Origin of the sequence: Pseudomonas sp. NFACC45 (assembly GCF_900113505.1) — a bacterium.
Classification (GTDB): Bacteria; Pseudomonadota; Gammaproteobacteria; order Pseudomonadales; family Pseudomonadaceae; genus Aquipseudomonas; species Aquipseudomonas tehranensis.
This window is the reverse complement of record NZ_FOPO01000001.1, coordinates 614,665-628,544: the sequence shown is the minus strand read 5'-3', so window position 1 is coordinate 628,544 and position 13,880 is coordinate 614,665. Positions and strand designations below refer to the sequence as shown.

Below are 13,880 nucleotides of genomic sequence, written 5' to 3'. Positions count from 1 at the left end.
TCAGTGCGGTGGTGGACACGCTGAGTATCGTGCTGCTGGTGGTTTATTTGTTCATGCCAATGATGACCCGGTGATTAGCTGCCTGGCTCAACCCACAACGTCGCGAGGAATGATCATGAGTGAGGATCCGTCAGACAAAAGCCGTCGCCAGTTTCTGGCTACCAGCTCAGTTCTCGGGGCAGCGGGAGCACTCTGGTCTGCCCTGCCTTTTGCCGGCTCCGCCGGCACCTCTTTCGCCAACTCCCCGGGAGGCTCCATGAAAGCTGATTTGATCCTTTATAACGGTCGTCTGCACACCGTGGATCGGGAAAAACCACACGCTACAGCTGTCGCCATCAAGGACGGAAAATTCATTGCCGTGGGCAGCGACGTAGAGGTCATGGCGGTCCGCGCAGAGGCGACACAGGTTATAGATCTGCAAAAGCGCACGGTGATTCCAGGTCTCAATGACTCGCACCTGCACCTGATTCGTGGTGGTCTGAACTACAACCTGGAACTGCGCTGGGAGGGTGTTCCATCTCTCGCCGACGCGTTACGGATGCTCAAAGATCAGGCCGATCGCACACCTGCTCCGCAATGGGTGCGGGTGGTGGGTGGCTGGAATGAATTCCAGTTCGCCGAGCGCCGCCTACCGACCCTGGAGGAATTGAACAAGGCCGCACCCGATACGCCGGTATTCGTCCTGCATCTTTATGACCGCGCCCTCCTCAATCGGGCGGCACTGCGCGTTGTCGGCTATACCCGTGACACGCCGAACCCGCCGGGCGGAGAGATTGTCCGCGACAGCAATGGCGAACCCACTGGCATGCTGGTGGCAAAACCCAACGCGATGATTCTCTACTCGACCCTGGCCAAGGGACCAACGCTGCCGCTGGAATACCAGGTCAACTCGACACGCCAGTTTATGCGCGAACTCAACCGCCTCGGCGTGACCAGTGCCATCGATGCTGGCGGTGGTTTCCAGAACTATCCGGACGACTACGAGGTGGTCCGCGAGCTGGCCAAGCACAACCAGTTGAGTGTGCGCATCGCCTACAACCTGTTCACCCAGAAACCCAAGGAAGAGCTGACCGACTTCAAGAACTGGAGCGGCATGGTCAAGCCTGGCGATGGCGATGATTTCTTCAGGCACAACGGGGCCGGCGAAATGCTGGTGTTCTCTGCCGCAGACTTCGAGGACTTCCTCGAACCTCGCCCAGACCTTGCGCCGACTATGGAGCAGGACCTGGAGCCCGTGGTCCGTCACTTGGTGGAGCAGCGCTGGCCGTTCCGGCTGCACGCGACCTACGACGAATCCATTTCGCGAATGCTCGATGTCTTCGAGCGGGTCAATCGCGACATTCCCTTCAACGGCCTGCCATGGTTCTTCGATCACGCGGAAACCATCAGTGCGAAGAATATCGAGCGGGTGCGCGCCCTTGGCGGTGGCATTGCCATTCAGGACCGCATGGCCTTCCAAGGCGAGTATTTCGTCGACCGTTACGGCAGCAAGGCCGCAGAGCAGACCCCGCCCATTCAACGCATGCTGGCCGAAGGCGTACCCGTGGGTGCGGGAACTGATGCAACCCGCGTCTCCAGCTACAACCCCTGGACGTCGCTTTATTGGCTGGTCAGCGGCCGAACCGTTGGCGGGCTGGAGCTTTACCCCAACGGTCTTTCACGTGACACCGCACTGCAGCTCTTTACCCATGGCAGTGCCTGGTTCTCGTCAGAGCAAGGCAAGAAGGGCCAGATCAAGGTCGGGCAACTGGCCGATCTCACGGCCCTGTCGGCGGACTTCTTCAGTGTCGAGGAAGAGGCGATCAAGTGGATCGAATCCGTGCTGACCATCGTCGACGGCAAAGTGGTCTATGGGGCCGCGGAGTTCGACCAGCTGTCGCCCCCCAGCCTGCCGGTCATGCCGGACTGGTCACCGGTTGCCAAGGTACCCGGCCACTGGCGTCCCGCTTCACCGCTGCTGACTCAGGTGCATCAATGCTCAGGCCCTTGCGCGGTGCATGCGCACAGCCATGACAAGGTGCGCCGGTCATCCGTACCCATCAGTGACTACCAAGGCTTCTGGGGCGCCTTCGGCTGCTCCTGCTTCGCTTTCTGACCATGGATACGGCTATCGAAAAGCGCTCCCCCTGGAGCGCGCTGCGCCATAGCACTTTCCGCTGGCTATGGCTGGCCAGCATCGCCTCCAACATCGGCACCTGGATGCACGAGGTAGGGGCCGGCTGGTTGATGACGACGCTGTCAGCCAGCCCCATGCACGTTGCCTTGGTGCAGGTTGCAGGCTCCGCGCCGATGTTCTTTCTTGCTCTTCCCGCCGGTGCCATGGCCGACATCGTCGACAAGCGTCGCTACCTGCTCAAGGTGCAAGTGTGGATGGCCGTGGTGGCGATGCTCCTGGCTCTGCTCACGCTCAACGGCATGATGACCGTCTCGCTGCTGCTGCTCCTCACCCTGGGCATGGGCGCGGGGACGGCGCTGATGATGCCGGCCTGGTCAGCGTTGACGCCCGAACTGGTCGACAAGCGAGACCTTGGTTCGGCCATCGCCCTGTCCAGCCTCGGCATCAACGTCGCCCGGGCCATCGGGCCGGCGGTTGCCGGGGTGCTGGTCAGTCTCACCGGCCCCTGGGCCACCTTCGCGCTGAACGCCGTGTCGTTCTTCGCGGTGATGGCGGTGCTGTACACCTGGAAACGCGAACAGGCACCTGCGCTGTTCCCGGCGGAACGGCTGCTCGGGGCCATGCGCGCAGGCTGGCGTTACAGCCGCAGCTCCCAGCCATTGCAAGCGGTGTTGGTGCGGTCGGCGGCATTCTTCGTCGGCGCCAGTGCTGGCATGTCGCTGCTGCCGTTGATCGTGCGCGGTGAGCTGAACGGCAGCGCCAGCGATTTCGGCCTGCTGCTCGGCAGCGTCGGCATCGGTGCAGTGCTCGGCGCGACTTTACTGCCGCGCATCCGTGATGCGGTGAAACCCGATCACCTGGTAGCCGGCTCCAGCCTGCTCTACGCCTTGGTGCTTGCCGCCCTGGCCGGGGTGCGCAACTTGTACTGGCTGATACCGGTGATGATGATCAGTGGCGCGGCCTGGATCGCCGTGCTGTCGAGCTTGCAAATGGCGGCACAGACCTCCGTACCCAACTGGGTCCGGGCGCGGGCGTTGTCGGTATACATCCTGGTGTTCTTTGGCAGCATGGCGGCCGGCGGCGCGCTTTGGGGCTTGGTCGCCAGTCATCTGTCGATCAGCCTCACCCTGCTGATCGCTGGTGGGCTCCTGCTGATGGGCATCGTGCTGACCCTGCGCTTCCACCCGCCGGTGACCGAAGCCGAAGATTTGGCACCGTCCCTGCACTGGCCTGCTCCCATTCTGAGCGACGAACAGGATCAGGAGCGCGGACCGGTCATGGTCACCCTTGAGTACCAGATCGATCCGCCGCAGACAGAACAGTTTCTCGTTGCCATGAAAGATGTACGCAGCATGCGAATGCGCAATGGTGCCTTTTCCTGGGGATTGGTCCAGGACAGTGAGCATCCGCAACGTTGGCTGGAATTCTTCTTTGATGAGTCCTGGCTCGAACATATGCGCCACCACGGTCGGGTGACCCGTGCCGAACAACGCACCGAGGCTGCGGCTCGCCAGTTCCAGGTTGCCGGGGTGGCCATACGCATTCACCACTACCTGGCACCCACTAAGCCCCACATTTGAGCGCATGGGATCAGGGATGAATACAACCGTACTGTTCATACATGGCGAATGGCTGTCTGCCGCCGCTTGGGATAATTTCTCCAGCCGCTATCGGGCATGTGGCTACACCTGCATTGCACCCTCCTGGCCCTTATCGGAGGGGTCGCCAGAGAGGCTGCGAGAAGCGCCACATACCGACTTCCCAAGGCTTGGGATCACACAAATAATTGAGCACTATGCAGCGCTGATTCGGCGCATGCCTCAGCCCCCTTTGCTGATTGGCCACTCGCTGGGTGGCCTGCTCGTACAGATACTTTTGGATCGTGGTCTTGGCTGTGCCGGGATATCGATTACAGCGATGCCCCCTCGTGGGTTAATGCCTCACTTGAGCATCCTCTACAAGGCGATCCCCATGCGCATGGCTTGGGGCAGTTGGAAGCGAGTCATGTATTTTCCGCTACGAGAATCTGCCCAACAATTGACTCGGGTTTTGGCGATCCAGGATTTTTCGCTGCTACATGCAAGCCATATCGTGCCAGCACCGGGGCGGATTTTCTTTGAAGCGGCTTTCGGTATTGGCACACATGTCGACTTTGCCAATGACCACAGAGCACCGTTGCTGTTGATCGCCGCCGAGAACGATCACAGCATACGGCCATGCCTGGTGACGTCGAACTATCGGCAATACAATCGCTCGGCGGCCAGTACCTCGCTCAAGTGCTTTGCCGGGCACAGCCACTGGCTCATCGCCGAACCCGGTTGGGAGCAAATAGCTGACTACACAATTGAATGGGCGCAAACTCAACTGGGTCGCTTTTGATTAATTTCAGGTTCGCGCGGTGATCAGCGTATCGGGCTTTTCCCCAGCCAAACAGCAGAAGCCAACCCCAGGAAATCGCTGGCGCACCTGCACGGCGCTGGCAATCTATATGCTGTTGATTGGCCTGCAATGGTTTAGTCCGACCGTAACGGCCGCCGACTACTTACTGGACAAGCTGGAGCACCACCGTTGGACCGTCGCTGATGAAGGCCCCAATCAGGTCGGGGCCTTGGCTCAGACCCGAGACGGTTATCTCTGGCTTGGAACCAACGATTCGCTCTATCGCTTTGATGGCCTGGACTTCGCGCGATACACACCGCCGGACGGCAAGCCGCTGGGCATCATTTCCGTACTCAAGGCGGAGGATGAAGGCTTGTGGGCGGGTCTGCGTGCAGGCGGCATTAGCCTGATCACCGACACAGGCATAACCCGTTACCCAGTCAGTGCTGGGTTGCCTGGCGGGGTGATCTATAGCATCGCCAAGGATCGCAGTGGCGCAGTCTGGATCGCCGCCAACGATGGTTTGGCGCGTTTTGACGGTAACGCGTGGCAACGTATCGGTACCGAGTGGAACTTTCCGGGGCGAAATGCCCGTGCTGTGCTCGTCGACCGTGATGGCACGTTATGGGCAGCCAATGAAGATCGCCTTTTCTACCTGCCGTCAGGTGCCAAAGCGTTTATCGATGCAGGCATTGCGGTGGGTTGGGTGAGTCATATGGCTCAGGCTCCAGATGGGGCCATCTGGATGGCAGAACGATATGGCGGTTCGCTGCGCCGAATCGTGCCAAACGAAGGGGATGCGGCTACCCAGGTGACCGTCATCGATGGTGCCAATGGTTTGTTATTCGACAGCACGGGGGCGCTATGGGTGGGCACCAGCGGTAAAGGCGTTCGCTATGTACACGCCTCTGCCAGCCTCAGTGCTCTATCGATAACTGACGTACGCAGTCACCAAGAAGCGTTCATGGCCAAGGATGGCTTGAGTGCAGATATCGTTCTCCCATTACTCGAAGATGTCGACGGCAATATTTGGGTGGGTACCAGTGCCGGGCTAGACCGTTTTCGGCCAAGCGCTATGGTCTCGGCTGCATTTCCACACAACGCCCAGAATTTGGCATTGGTTGCCGGTGCGGCAGGCAGTGTCTGGGCAGGTACCAGCAACCAACCGGCAATGCGCCTGAGCAGTACTGGATTGGCCACTCTGGATATACCGGCACCGATTAGTAATGCCTTCAGTGATGTTAACGGTGATATCTGGATGGCTGGCAGCAAGGGTATCTGGCGTGCGCAAGGCGACAAAATCGAGCGAGTCGCGTCATTGCCAACCCAGGATGGGCTTGACTCAGCCGTCCGCGCGATGACGCTCGATCAGGCGGGCAACCTGTGGGTTTCGATCAACCGCAAGGGGCTGTTCGTTCTTCGACGCGGGCGTTGGTCAATGGTTGCGCCGCCGAATGCTGATCCAAGCCAGTTAATGCCTGTCACCGCTACCACCGATCCTCTTGGCAGACTCTGGTTCGGCTACCGCAATAATCTGATTGTGACCCACGACGACAAGGACCAACGACACTGGGGAGCAGACGAAGGCTTGAAGGTGGGTCATGTCACGGCGATGCTGCATCAGGGCCGCCTCACCTGGGTGGGTGGCCAGCGTGGAGTGGCCTTCTTCGATGGTGAGCGCTTCCACAGCCTTCACCTACCGGACAATGGGCTGTTCGACAATATCTACGCGATTCTAGCCGTACCTCCCAGAGAACCAGAAGGTGATGGGAGCTATGATCTCTGGCTCCATGGCAAAGCCGGGGTTTATCAGTTGACCGCTCGTGAGGTAAAGCGCGCCATCGCTGACCCGCAATACCCGATACGTTACCGCAGCTATGAGGTGATTGGTGGCCTGGCCAATGACCCGCACCAAGTACTCCCATTACCCACTGCAGTGCGTAGTACGGATGGACGTTTATGGTTCAGCACCAGTAAGGGCGTGACCTGGATTGATCCGACTCGCTATGTGCAGAGTAAAGCGGCGCCCAAGGTAGTCATCCAATCACTCAATGTCGATGGTAAGGAGCCCCGGCCAAGTGAGTTGTCACAACTGGGCGCAGAGCCACAGAGAATCGAAATCTCTTATGCCGCGCTGAGTCTCTCAGGCATGCAAGGTTTGCACTTTCGCTATCTGTTAGAGGGGTTCGACACCGACTGGCAGCAGGCGGGTTCAAAACGCAGTGCCATCTATACGGGGCTCGGTCCCGGGGATTATCGGTTCCGCGTATTAGCGTCCAATCAGGATGGAATACTGAGCACCGAGGAGGCCGAGCTCAGCTTCAGTATTCGACCCGTTTTCTACCGCACCCCACTCTTTATAATGTTGAGCGGTCTAGCAGTGGCGAGTATTTTGTGGATGCTGCATCGGTTCAATGTTCGCCGTTCAGCCCAGCATCTGCGTGACCGTCTTGAGGAACGCCATGCCGAGCGTGAGCGAATCGCCCGTGAACTGCATGACACCCTGCTCCAGGGCGTGCAGGGCCTTATGTTGAGTTTCCAGGCGGCCACTGAGCAAATCCCCAGTACTCATCCAGCACGATGCAAAATGGAGAGAGCGCTAGACCGTGCAGATCAGGTTTTGGTGGAGGCACGAGAGCGGGTGAGTAACCTGCGCGATCTGAACGAGCCAGCTCTGAATCTGATCGATGCATTTGCCGCTGTCACGAGTGAGCTGCAGTTGGAAGGCAGTACGCGCTTTACCCTGAACAGCCACGGCACGCCACTGCCGCTGCACCCTATAGTCGGAGAAGAAAGCTACCGGATAGGCTGTGAAGCGATCATGAACGCCTTTCGGCATGCCAATGCGCAGAACGTGGACATCCGGATCGTCTACACCTGGCACGCATTTCAGCTAAGCGTTGGCGATAATGGTAGCGGCATCGACCCACAGTATCTGCCGCCCAATATCCGCCCCGATCACTGGGGCTTACACGGCATGCTGGAGCGGGCCCAAAAAATAGGCGGCCGGCTGTCTATTCAAAGAGGGGCCCACAATGGCACTGAAATTCAACTGACTGTACCCGCATCAACGGCCTACCGACGTATCCCGCGACGTCGCAGCCAGTGGCTACGTGCATTGACTCAATTGAGGCCCTAAGCGTGCATCCGGAGAATGAACAGATACGCGTGCTGGTCGTCGACGACCACCCTCTGCTGCGCGAGGGTATAGCGGCGGTCCTTGAAGCCCAATCAGACATAGTGCTGGTCGGCGAGGCAACCAATGGCTGCGAAGCGCTTCAGCTATTTCGCTCGCTGCGCCCGGACGTCACCCTGATGGATCTACAAATGCCTGAGATGGATGGCATCGAGGCGATTCATGCCATTCGCGCCGAGTTTCCTGGCGCGCGCATTGCCATCCTGACCACCTATCGGGGTGATGTACGGGCATTGCATGCAATCAAGGCGGGAGCGCTCGGCTACTTATTGAAAAGTAGTCTGCGCAAGGAACTGCTGGATGCCATCCGCTCCATTGCTGCCGGCAAGCGCCATATCCCGGCAGAGATTGCTGTTGAGCTGGCTGATCACTTAAGCCGCGACTCCCTGACCGCTCGAGAAATCCAGGTCCTGCAATGTGTCGCCATGGGTAAACCCAACAAGCAAATCGCGACGGAACTCATGATCGCGGAGGACACCATCAAGGGGCATTTAAGAAGCATCATGGACAAGTTGGGGGCCAGCAATCGCACCCATGCGGTCACCCTCGGCATTCAGCGCGGCATCATCACTGTGTAATACCCCACTTTTGAGGGGGGGGCGCGCCCCCCATTGTTGTCTTATGTGCGATCAGCGCACGGCCTAGCATGGCGTCGGACACAAAAGATCCACAGTGGAGCACCGCCATGCGTGCCACCTTGCATGCCGTTACCCCGGCAACCGCAGTAGACAGCCAGACTCAACGCTGTATTTCCGACGAAACATATGATGGCGTCATGCAATTGCTTAGCGAGGCTCAAGCGCACCTGAGCATCGATCGTGACTCAGCCTGTCTATGCCTGACCCGTGCCCTGGTCATGATGCAAAAGAGCGATAGCCCGTTAAAAAGCCGCCACGGCTGCCTATCCAGTTGGCAAACTAAACGGCTGATTGACTACATCGACACTAACCTCGACTCATCAATACGCACAAATCAGATGGCTGCTGTGCTAAGCCTGAGTGTCAGCTACTTCTCGCATGCTTTCAAAAATACCTTTGGTGTAACGCCACTGGTTTACGTCGCACGTCGGCGCATCGAATCTGCTCGACAGATCATGCTCACGACCGACTCCTCGCTGACCGACATCGCCCATAGTCACGGATTCTGTGACCAATCCCATTTCATCCGTACCTTCCGCCGCCAGATCGGGGTTACACCTCAGGCCTGGCGACGGTTATGCGATGCAGGGTTATGGTCCACTGGAACCAGGTATATGGACTCTCTCCACAAGCAGTGAGCAAAGTTTTACTGCATTGAGAGCCTCATACGCTCAGACGCCCAGTAAGGTAAGGGCAGTGCTCATTCCGAGTGCCAACTTGGATGGGCACAGAATGGACACATTTTGGACACATGAAAAACAAAAAGGGCCTAGGTTTTCACCTAAGCCCTTGTTTTATGTGGTGCACCAGGCGGGATTCGAACCCACGACCCCTGCCTTCGGAGGGCAGTACTCTATCCAGCTGAGCTACTGGTGCGACGCGGGCGCCATGATACTCATATGCAATGCGGGCGTCCATGCTGCTGATTTGCCGGTGTTTTCGTAAGCATAGGCGGGCATCGGCTACGCTGATCAGAAAAAGCAGGCAAATTTGGCTTTTTCGTTCTTTTTTTCGAACAGCCTATTGTCCTTCCCCCCTATCCGCCCTAGGATTCGTTTGAGATTTCAAACGCTCTTGTCTGGGTGCTGAACCGCACGTCTGTGCTTATGTGCGTTATTTCTGTGCTTCAGCCCGGTGGATGATTTCCCTGACGGCAGCCCCTGAGGCGCCTTTCTACACATCTAATTCGCTCCGCGTGCGCGCGGTGCTGTTAAGGAAAGCCGACATGCAGCTTAAAGACACCCAGTTGTTCCGCCAGCAAGCCTTTATCGATGGCGCTTGGGTCGATGCGGACAATGGTCAGACGATCAAGGTCACCAACCCTGCAACGGGCGAAGTGCTGGGCACCGTGCCGAAAATGGGCGCTGCCGAAACCCGCCGGGCGATTGAAGCCGCCGACAAGGCGTTGCCGGCCTGGCGCGCCCTCACTGCCAAAGAACGCGCCAACAAACTGCGCCGCTGGTACGAACTGCTGATCGAAAACCAGGATGACCTCGGTCGCCTGATGACCCTGGAACAGGGCAAGCCGCTGGCCGAAGCCAAGGGCGAAATTGTTTACGCCGCCTCGTTTATCGAATGGTTCGCCGAAGAAGCCAAGCGCATCTACGGTGACGTGATTCCTGGCCACCAGCCCGACAAGCGTCTGATCGTGATCAAGCAGCCGATCGGTGTGACTGCGGCGATTACCCCGTGGAACTTCCCGGCTGCGATGATCACCCGCAAGGCCGGTCCGGCCTTGGCCGCTGGCTGCACCATGGTCATCAAGCCGGCTTCGCAAACCCCGTTCTCGGCGCTGGCGCTGGTTGAGTTGGCCCACCGTGCCGGCATCCCGCAAGGCGTGCTGAGCGTGGTCACCGGCAGTGCCGGCGACATCGGCGGCGAGCTGACCAGCAACCCGATCGTGCGCAAGCTGTCGTTCACCGGCTCGACCGAAATCGGTCGCCAGTTGATGGCCGAATGTGCCAAGGACATCAAGAAAGTCTCCCTGGAACTGGGCGGCAACGCGCCGTTCATCGTGTTCGACGACGCGGACCTGGATAAGGCCGTCGAAGGCGCGATCATTTCCAAATACCGCAACAACGGTCAGACCTGCGTCTGCGCCAACCGTCTGTACATCCAGGATTCGGTGTACGACGCCTTCGCTGAAAAACTCAAAGTGGCAGTCGCCAAGCTCAAGATCGGCAATGGTCTGGAAGATGGCACTACTACCGGTCCATTGATCGACGAGAAAGCGGTTGCCAAGGTGCAAGAGCACATTGCCGATGCAATCAGCAAAGGCGCGACTGTGCTGGCCGGTGGCAAGGCCATGGAAGGCAACTTCTTCGAGCCGACGATCCTGACCAACGTACCGAAAAACGCCGCCGTGGCGAAGGAAGAAACCTTCGGCCCGTTGGCGCCGCTGTTCCGCTTCAAAGACGAAGCTGAAGTGATCGCGATGTCCAACGACACTGAGTTCGGCCTGGCCTCGTACTTCTATGCCCGTGACCTGGGCCGTGTGTTCCGCGTGGCCGAGGCCTTGGAGTACGGCATGGTTGGCGTCAACACCGGTTTGATCTCCAACGAAGTCGCGCCGTTCGGCGGTATCAAGGCCTCGGGCCTGGGCCGTGAAGGCTCCAAGTACGGCATCGAGGATTACCTGGAAATCAAATACCTCTGCCTCGGTATCTGATCTGCTGCAAGCGCAAAGGGCACGAGAGCGCTGTCCCTTTGCGCGTTTCACCTGTTCTGTTTCTTGTGGCCGGAACGCCGTGACAGTCGATCATCGCATGCTGTCGCAGTTGTCTCCCGTCCATGTACGCCTTGGCCCACGCCGCCCTGAGCTGCGAATGAGGACATATTTGATGAGCAATAAGACCAACGCTTCCCTGATGAAACGCCGCGAAGCCGCTGTACCGCGCGGTGTTGGCCAGATTCACCCGATTTTCGCCGAGTCGGCGAAGAACGCCACTGTTACCGACGTTGAAGGCCGTGAGTTCATCGACTTCGCTGGCGGCATCGCGGTACTGAACACCGGCCACGTGCATCCGAAAATTATCGCCGCGGTGACCGAGCAGCTAAATAAGCTGACCCACACCTGCTTCCAGGTTCTGGCTTACGAACCGTATGTGGAACTGTGCGAAAAAATCAACGCCAAGGTGCCGGGTGATTTCGCCAAGAAAACCCTGCTGGTGACCACCGGTTCCGAAGCGGTGGAGAACGCGGTAAAAATCGCTCGCGCCGCCACGGGTCGCGCTGGTGTCATCGCGTTTACCGGCGCCTACCACGGCCGCACCATGATGACCCTGGGCCTGACCGGTAAAGTCGTGCCGTATTCGGCCGGCATGGGCCTGATGCCCGGCGGCATCTTCCGCGCGTTGTACCCGAACGAACTGCACGGCGTGAGCATCGACGATTCCATCGCCAGCATCGAGCGCATCTTCAAGAACGACGCCGAACCCCGTGACATCGCGGCAATCATCATTGAGCCGGTACAGGGCGAGGGTGGTTTCTACGTGGCGCCCAAGGAATTCATGAAGCGCCTGCGCGCCCTCTGTGATCAGCACGGCATTCTGCTGATCGCTGATGAAGTACAGACCGGTGCCGGTCGTACTGGCACCTTCTTCGCCATGGAGCAGATGGGCGTTGCCGCCGACCTGACTACGTTCGCCAAATCCATCGCCGGCGGTTTCCCGTTGGCCGGTGTCTGCGGTAAGGCCGAGTACATGGACGCTATTGCCCCAGGTGGCCTGGGTGGCACCTACGCCGGCAGCCCGATTGCCTGCGCTGCTGCGCTGGCGGTGATGGAGGTGTTTGAGGAAGAGCACCTGCTGGATCGCTGCAAGGCGGTGGGCGAGCGTCTGGTGACTGGCCTCAAGGCCATCCAGAAGAAATACCCGGTCATCGGCGAAGTCCGTGCCCTGGGTGCGATGATCGCCGTGGAGTTGTTCGAAAATGGCGATACCCACAAGCCGAACGCGGCGGCCGTGGCTCAGGTTGTGGCCAAGGCCCGCGACAAGGGCTTGATCCTGCTGTCCTGCGGCACCTACGGCAACGTCCTGCGGGTGCTGGTACCGCTGACTTCGCCAGACGAGCAATTGGACAAAGGCTTGGCAATCATCGAAGAGTGCTTCTCCGAGCTCTGAGTTCCGGTTGTGCACTGATCCACAAAAAAACCCGCTTCGGCGGGTTTTTTCATGTCCGCGAGCATATCCCTCGGGTTTTGAACTGTCTGGAACGGCCGCCAAGGTCTAAGGTGCAAGTATGGCAAGGGAGTGTGCTGCATGACCGCTGTGGAGTTACCGGCTGTACCGCGTGTATTGATCGCCGAGGCTGATCCGGCGTCCCGTGAGCTGCTTGAACAGGTGTTGTCGGGTGTGCGCTGTGATGCCCGGGTGGATACGTGTGGCGAGGGCAAACAGGCTTTGGAGCTGCTGGCGAACAATCCCTATGACCTGGTGATCGCCGACTGGGAGTTGCCGGGTGTCGATGGCCTGACGATCCTGCGCGGCCTTCGCCAGCAGCATCGCACCCCGCCATTGCCGTTCATCCTGATGAGTCGGCGCAATGACAGCGCCAGTGTGCGTGAAGTCCTGCCACTGGCGCCGGCGGCCTACCTGACCAAACCCTTGAACCGGGAAGACTTGACCCAGCGCTTGCAGGGCTTGCTGGTGGGTGGCGAAGAAACCTCCAGTGAAGGGCCGGTCCTGGGGGCGGGATTGACCCTGGCAGCCTTCCTGGAGCGGCGGCGTGATATGTCCGAAGGTGCGCCGCTGATGACCGACGTGCAGGTGGCGGTCAAGCGCAGCCTCAACCCCGCGGGCCTGGACTTGAAGCTATTTGAAGAGGAGCTGCGCACCGACCCGCAGATCACCGCGATGCTGATCGCGGCAGCCAACAGTGCCGCCCAGCAGCAAGGGGGTGTTGCGGTGCTGACCGTGGCCCGAGCGCTGCATCAGCTCGGCACCGGACAGAGCATGAACCTGGTCCTCGGCCTGACCCTCAAGCGCTGCGCCCGGCTCAGCGTCCCGTGCCTGGCGGACTATGCCCAGCGTTACTGGGAGTTGTCGCTGCACACCGCCGAGTACGCGCGAGTATTGGCGCGGTTACTGGATCTGGAACCGGAACGCTGTTATTGCGCCGGGTTGTTGCATCGACTAGGGGACCTGGCGCTGCTGCGTTGCCTGGAAGAATGGACGCAGGCGGGTGGCGAGCTGGATGAACTGGAGGAAGTCGGGAATTCGTTGGACAAGTACGGCGCCGGTTTCGGTTCGGCGCTGCGCACTCGCTGGCGCCTGCCGCTGGAGCTGCGCGAGCTGATCGCGGCGGCCTATAGCCTGGGTGGTGGGGTTTATTCCCGTGAGGCACTGGTGATGAGCATGGCGGCGCAAATGGCTCATCTGACCGAGCATGAAGGGCTTGAAGAGCTGGCCCGTGGGCGCACGGCGCGTTTGCTGAAGATTGGATTGCCAGAGTTGATGCGCATACGCAGAAAGTAAGACCGCCGAATGACCCTTGTGGGAGCGGGCTTGCTCGCGAAAACGGTGGTTCAGCTTGCATCTTTCCTGAACATGAC

9 protein-coding genes and 1 tRNA gene are annotated in these 13,880 nt (G+C 59.3%); 9 read left to right on the top strand and 1 reads right to left on the bottom strand.

Going from position 1 to position 13,880, the window contains the following annotated elements:
- Positions 1 to 256 precede the first annotated feature (256 nt).
- From BM132_RS02830 to BM132_RS02805, 6 genes are all read left to right on the top strand, one after another.
- The gene (locus tag BM132_RS02830) at positions 257 to 2,095 is read left to right on the top strand and encodes an amidohydrolase (protein WP_177218127.1); all 1,839 of its coding nucleotides are present in this window, start codon (positions 257 to 259) and stop codon (positions 2,093 to 2,095) included.
- 2 nt (positions 2,096 to 2,097) lie between these two features.
- On the top strand, positions 2,098 to 3,696 hold the full coding sequence (locus BM132_RS02825; protein ID WP_092453010.1) for an MFS transporter: 1,599 nt from the start codon (positions 2,098 to 2,100) through the stop codon (positions 3,694 to 3,696).
- A gap of 16 nt (positions 3,697 to 3,712) precedes the next feature.
- Positions 3,713 to 4,495: an alpha/beta hydrolase gene (locus tag BM132_RS02820; RefSeq protein WP_092453008.1), complete on the top strand. Its 783-nt coding sequence runs from the start codon at positions 3,713 to 3,715 to the stop codon at positions 4,493 to 4,495.
- Between the two features lie 19 nt (positions 4,496 to 4,514).
- Positions 4,515 to 7,634, top strand: coding sequence for a sensor histidine kinase (locus BM132_RS02815; RefSeq protein ID WP_256244098.1), 3,120 nt, complete (start codon positions 4,515 to 4,517; stop codon positions 7,632 to 7,634).
- Positions 7,635 to 7,657: 23 nt separating this feature from the next.
- Entirely contained in the window at positions 7,658 to 8,269 is a 612-nt protein-coding gene (locus tag BM132_RS02810; protein WP_218157831.1) for a response regulator, read from the top strand.
- A 107-nt stretch (positions 8,270 to 8,376) separates the two neighbouring features.
- Positions 8,377 to 8,967: a helix-turn-helix transcriptional regulator gene (locus tag BM132_RS02805; protein WP_177218126.1), complete on the top strand. Its 591-nt coding sequence runs from the start codon at positions 8,377 to 8,379 to the stop codon at positions 8,965 to 8,967.
- A 161-nt stretch (positions 8,968 to 9,128) separates the two neighbouring features.
- Here the strand turns inward: BM132_RS02805 and BM132_RS02800 are convergent.
- Positions 9,129 to 9,205, bottom strand: a tRNA-Arg gene (locus tag BM132_RS02800).
- Positions 9,206 to 9,554: 349 nt separating this feature from the next.
- Between BM132_RS02800 and gabD the strand changes: the two genes are divergently transcribed.
- The 3 genes from gabD (at position 9,555) to BM132_RS02785 (ending at position 13,803) form a co-directional block, all read left to right on the top strand.
- Entirely contained in the window at positions 9,555 to 10,997 is a 1,443-nt protein-coding gene (gabD, locus tag BM132_RS02795) for an NADP-dependent succinate-semialdehyde dehydrogenase (RefSeq protein WP_092403291.1), read from the top strand.
- Between the two features lie 172 nt (positions 10,998 to 11,169).
- Complete coding sequence (gabT, locus tag BM132_RS02790; protein WP_047226758.1) at positions 11,170 to 12,450, top strand: 4-aminobutyrate--2-oxoglutarate transaminase; 1,281 nt, start codon at positions 11,170 to 11,172, stop codon at positions 12,448 to 12,450.
- A gap of 138 nt (positions 12,451 to 12,588) precedes the next feature.
- Entirely contained in the window at positions 12,589 to 13,803 is a 1,215-nt protein-coding gene (locus BM132_RS02785; protein ID WP_092452999.1) for an HDOD domain-containing protein, read from the top strand.
- Positions 13,804 to 13,880 lie beyond the last annotated feature (77 nt).

Excerpts from the sequence above, each read along its gene's own strand:
- BM132_RS02830 (WP_177218127.1), top strand. The coding sequence starts at position 257 with ATGAAAGCTGATTTGATCCTTTATAACGGTCGTCTGCACACCGTGGAT.
- BM132_RS02825 (WP_092453010.1), top strand. The coding sequence starts at position 2,098 with ATGGATACGGCTATCGAAAAGCGCTCCCCCTGGAGCGCGCTGCGCCAT.
- BM132_RS02820 (WP_092453008.1), top strand. The coding sequence starts at position 3,713 with ATGAATACAACCGTACTGTTCATACATGGCGAATGGCTGTCTGCCGCC.
- BM132_RS02805 (WP_177218126.1), top strand. The coding sequence starts at position 8,377 with ATGCGTGCCACCTTGCATGCCGTTACCCCGGCAACCGCAGTAGACAGC.
- gabD (WP_092403291.1), top strand. The coding sequence starts at position 9,555 with ATGCAGCTTAAAGACACCCAGTTGTTCCGCCAGCAAGCCTTTATCGAT.
- gabT (WP_047226758.1), top strand. The coding sequence starts at position 11,170 with ATGAGCAATAAGACCAACGCTTCCCTGATGAAACGCCGCGAAGCCGCT.
- BM132_RS02785 (WP_092452999.1), top strand. The coding sequence starts at position 12,589 with ATGACCGCTGTGGAGTTACCGGCTGTACCGCGTGTATTGATCGCCGAG.